Raw genomic sequence first — 4,119 nt, 5'->3', positions numbered from 1 at the left:
CCGGCAGGCGGCGAGCAGGGCGCGCTGCCGTGCGCGATCCAGCCAGTCCGGGACGTGCACGGCGCCCGGCGCGACCCGTGTGCGCTCCCTCGGGAAGAGCTCGTCCTCCATGCCCCCATCCTGCCCCACGGGCCCTGAGCTGCGGCTCGGCTAGCCTGGACGCACGATGAGCGACCGTATGACGACACCGTGGGGCGAGGTCGGGCTGACCCGCTTCCCCGAGGATCCGCGCGACCGGCTGCGTGCCTGGGACGCCGCCGACGCGTACCTGCTGCGCCATCTCGCCGAGGAGGAGGTGCCGCTCACCGGCACGGTCGTGGTGCTCGGGGACCGCTGGGGTGCGCTGGTCACCGCGCTGGCCGCGCACCGGCCGACGCAGATCACCGACTCCTTCCTCGGTCAGGAGGCGACCCGCGCGAATCTGGCGCGGGCCGGTGTGGAGCCGGGCGCCGTGGGGCTGCTCACCACGCAGGACCCGCCTCCCGGGCGGGTGGACGTGCTGCTGGTGCGGGTGCCCAAGAGCCTGGCGCTGCTGGAGGACCAGCTGCTGCGGCTGGCGCCGGCCGTGCACGCGGGCACGGTGGTGATCGGCACGGGCATGGTGAAGGAGATCCACACCTCGACGCTCCGGCTGTTCGAGCGGATCCTCGGGCCGACCCGGACCTCGCTGGCCCGGCAGAAGGCCCGGCTGATCTTCTGCGCCCCCGACCCGGCGCTGGAGCGGCCCGCGAACCCGTGGCCGTACGGCTACACCCTGCCGGACGGTGTCGGGGCGGTGTCGGGGCGCCCGGTGGTCAACCACGCGGGCGTCTTCTGCGCCGACCGGCTGGACATCGGCACCCGCTTCTTCCTGCGGCACCTGCCCGGTCCCGGCGCGGGGCGCGTGGTGGACCTCGGCTGCGGCAACGGCGTGGTGGGCACGGCGGTGGCGCTGGCCGATCCGACGGCCGAGGTGCTGTTCGTGGACGAGTCCTTCCAGGCGGTGGCCTCGGCGGAGGCGACGTACAAGGCGAACGGGGTGCCCGGGCACGCCGAGTTCCGGGTCGGGGACGGGCTGGCCGGGGTCGCCTCGGGCAGTGTGGACCTGGTGCTGAACAACCCGCCGTTCCACTCCCATCAGGCGACCACGGACGCGACGGCCTGGCGGATGTTCACCGGGGCGAAGCGCGCGCTGCGGCCGGGCGGCGAGCTGTGGGTGATCGGCAACCGGCACCTCGGCTACCACCTGAAGCTGAAGCGGTTGTTCGGCAACAGCGAGACGGTGGCGTCGGATCCGAAGTTCGTGGTGCTGCGGGCGGTCAAGAGGGGTTAGGCGGTCCACCGGGAACCGTGCCCCGCCGTCGTGGCGAGCGGCTCGGTTCCCGGCCGGGGCCGGTCAGCCGCCGTCGGTCCGGGACAGTACCCCGATGATCCGGCGCACTTCGCGGGCCATCGCCTCGCGGCCCACGCCGAGGTAGGCGCGGGAGTCGACGGCCTCGGGGCGGGCGGCGAGGAAGTCCCTGATCGCGCCGGTCATGGCCAGGTTGAGCGCGGTGCCGACGTTGACCTTGGCGATGCCTTCGCCGATCGCCGCGACCAGCTGCCCGTCCGGCACGCCGCTGGAGCCGTGCAGGACCAGCGGCACGCTCAGCGCGGCGGACAGCCGGGTGAGCAGGGCGTGGTCGAGGACGGCGGTGCGGCTGGTCATGGCGTGCGCGCTGCCGACGGCGACGGCCAGGGCGTCGACGCCGGTGCCGGCGACGAAGTCCCGCGCCCGGTCGGGGTCGGTGCGCGCGCCGGGCGCGTGGGCGTCCAGCGGGGGCCGGCCGTCCTTGCCACCGATCTCCCCCAACTCGGCCTCGATCCAGAGCCCTTGGGCGTGCGCCCAGTCGGCGGCGGCCCGGGTCGCGGCGAGGTTGTCGGCGTAGGACAGGCGGGCCGCGTCGTACATGACCGAGCCGAACCCGGCGTCGGGCGCCTGGCGGAGCAGGTCGTCGCTCTGCACGTGGTCCAGGTGCAACCCGACGGGTACGGCGGCCCGTTCGGCGGCGGTGACGGCGGCGCGGGCCAGCGGCAGGAGCCGTCCGTAGCGGAACTTCACCGCGTTCTCGCTGACTTGGAGGACGACGGGGGAACCGGCCGACTCGGCGCCGGCGATGACGGCCTCGATGTGTTCCAGGGTGATGACGTTGAACGCGGCGACGGCGGCGCGGGCCGCTGCGGCCCGGGTGACCAGCTCGCCGGTGGGCACGAGGGGCACGGAGGTGTGTCCTTCCTGGGCGGGGCCGGCGGGTCAGGGGGTGAGGATGACCGAGCGGGTGAGGTGGCGCGGCCGGTCGGGGTCGAGTCCCCGGGCGGCGGCGACCGCGACCGCGAGCCGCTGGACGCGGACGAGTTCGGCGAGCGGGTCCAGCTCGCCCTCGATCCACATCCCGCCGGTGGCGCGGACCTGCGCGGCGAGCCCGTCGGGTGCCTTGCCGAGCATCCAGGTGGCGGTGCCCTCGCAGGTCACGCTGATCGGGCCGTGCCGGTACTCCATCGCCGGGTAGGCCTCGGTCCAGGACAGCGACGCCTCGCGCATCTTCAGCCCGGCCTCGCTCGCGAGTCCGACCGTCCAGCCGCGCCCGAGGAAGGTGAACTGGCGGCACTCCACGAGCCCTTCGGGCAGCGGGGCGGCGAGAGCGGTGCGCGCGTCTGCCACGACCGCGTCGGTGTGCAGGCCGAGGTGGGCGCGCAGCAGGGTGAGCGCGGTGGTGGCGAACCGGGTCTGCACGACGGAGCGTTCGTCGGCGAAGTCGAGGACGACGAGGTCGTCCGCGGCGTCCATCACCGGGGTGTCCGGGTCGGCGGTGACCGCGGTGGTCCGGGTACGCCCGGCCAACTCGCCCAGTAGATCCAGTACTTCACTGGTGGTGCCGGACCGGGTGAGGGCGACGACCCGGTCGTAGGACCGCCCGTGCGGGAACTCGGAGGCGGCGAACGCGTCGGTCTCGCCCTGCCCCGCGCCCTCGCGCAGCGCGGCCACCGCCTGGGCCATGAAGTACGAGGTCCCGCAGCCGACGACGGCGACCCGCTCACCCGCCCGCGGCAGCGCCTCCCGGTGCCCCGCCGCCTGTTCGGCGGCCCGTATCCAGCACTCCGGCTGGCTGTTCAGCTCGTTCTCGACATGGGTCATGGCCCATACCCTCCCCTTGCTGATTGTTCTTGCAAGGTATAGCGATCTTTCGAGCACAATCAAGCATTCGGCGGCGAAGCCGGGTGCGCTAGGGTCGCCGGGAGATCGTCCGGAGGAAGAAGACGGAGGCCGCGGATGTCCCGGGACGCCCGCTGGAAGGCGCTGCTGGAACTGCTCGTCGAGCGCGGCCGGCTGGAGGTCGAGGAGGCCGCGGCCGAGCTGGCGGTGTCGGCGGCGACGATCCGCCGGGACTTCGACCAGCTGGCCGAGCAGCAGATGCTGGTGCGCACCCGGGGCGGGGCGGTGGTGCACGGGGTGTCGTACGAACTCCCGTTGCGCTACAAGACGGCCCGGCGCGCCTCGGAGAAGCAGCGCATCGCCAAGGCGGTGGCCGAACTCGTCGCGCCGGGCGAGGCGGTGGGGCTGACCGGTGGTACGACCACCACGGAGGTGGCCCGCGCGCTGGCCGTGCGCGGCGACCTCGCCACCGGCTCGCCGGCGCTGACCGTCGTCACCAACGCGCTCAACATCGCCAACGAGCTCGCCGTGCGCCCCCAGTTCAAGATCGTGGTGACGGGCGGGGTGGCGCGCGCGCAGTCGTACGAGCTCATCGGCCCGCTGGCGGACGGGGTGTTGGGCCAGATCACCCTGGACGTGGCCGTGCTCGGTGTCGTCGGTTTCGACGTGGCGCACGGGGCGGCGGCGCACGACGAGGCCGAGGCCGCCATCAACCGCCTGCTGTGCGAGCGCGCCGAGCGGGTGGTGGTCGCCGCCGACTCCAGCAAACTGGGCCGCCGCGCGTTCGCCCGGATCTGCGGGACCGAGCTGGTGGACACGCTGGTGACGGACACGGCGGTGGGGCAGGAGACGGTACTGCGCTTCGAGGAGGCGGGCGTGCGGGTGCTGGCGGTGTGAGGCGCGGGGTGCCGAGTACCACCCGGGCCGGAGAGTCCGGCCCGGCCGGG

At 74.1% G+C, this 4,119-nt stretch carries 4 protein-coding genes and 1 pseudogene; 2 read left to right on the top strand and 3 right to left on the bottom strand.

Annotated features, from left to right (window positions below):
- Positions 1–111, bottom strand: a pseudogene (locus tag H5J33_RS37790) (alpha-ketoglutarate-dependent dioxygenase AlkB); the annotation flags it as partial.
- 67 nt (positions 112–178) lie between these two features.
- Between H5J33_RS37790 and H5J33_RS26030 the strand changes: the two are divergent.
- Complete coding sequence (locus H5J33_RS26030) at positions 179–1,312, top strand: methyltransferase (protein ID WP_181797296.1); 1,134 nt, start codon at positions 179–181, stop codon at positions 1,310–1,312.
- Between the two features lie 63 nt (positions 1,313–1,375).
- On the opposite strand, the gene H5J33_RS26025 is transcribed toward H5J33_RS26030, so the two are convergent.
- Together H5J33_RS26025 and H5J33_RS26020 are read right to left on the bottom strand one after the other, a co-directional pair.
- Complete coding sequence (locus H5J33_RS26025; protein ID WP_181797295.1) at positions 1,376–2,239, bottom strand: class II fructose-bisphosphate aldolase; 864 nt, start codon at positions 2,237–2,239, stop codon at positions 1,376–1,378.
- A 33-nt stretch (positions 2,240–2,272) separates the two neighbouring features.
- A complete protein-coding gene (locus tag H5J33_RS26020; protein WP_181797294.1) occupies positions 2,273–3,154 on the bottom strand; it encodes an SIS domain-containing protein in 882 nt (293 codons plus the stop codon).
- Between the two features lie 135 nt (positions 3,155–3,289).
- Here H5J33_RS26020 and H5J33_RS26015 point away from each other — a divergent pair, with 135 nt between their 5' ends.
- On the top strand, positions 3,290–4,069 hold the full coding sequence (locus tag H5J33_RS26015; protein ID WP_181797293.1) for a DeoR/GlpR family DNA-binding transcription regulator: 780 nt from the start codon (positions 3,290–3,292) through the stop codon (positions 4,067–4,069).
- The last annotated feature ends 50 nt before the right edge of the window (positions 4,070–4,119 follow it).

The sequence above is a fragment of the Streptomyces sp. WELS2 genome (assembly GCF_013870595.1).
Classification (GTDB): domain Bacteria; phylum Actinomycetota; class Actinomycetes; order Streptomycetales; family Streptomycetaceae; genus Streptomyces.
The sequence above is the reverse complement of the archived record's forward strand: the minus strand, read 5'-3'. Positions and strand labels throughout refer to the sequence as shown.

Coding starts and splice junctions, on each gene's coding strand:
- H5J33_RS26030 (WP_181797296.1), top strand. CDS start 179: ATGACGACACCGTGGGGCGAGGTCGGGCTGACCCGCTTCCCCGAGGAT.
- H5J33_RS26020 (WP_181797294.1), bottom strand. CDS start 3,154: ATGACCCATGTCGAGAACGAGCTGAACAGCCAGCCGGAGTGCTGGATA.
- H5J33_RS26015 (WP_181797293.1), top strand. CDS start 3,290: ATGTCCCGGGACGCCCGCTGGAAGGCGCTGCTGGAACTGCTCGTCGAG.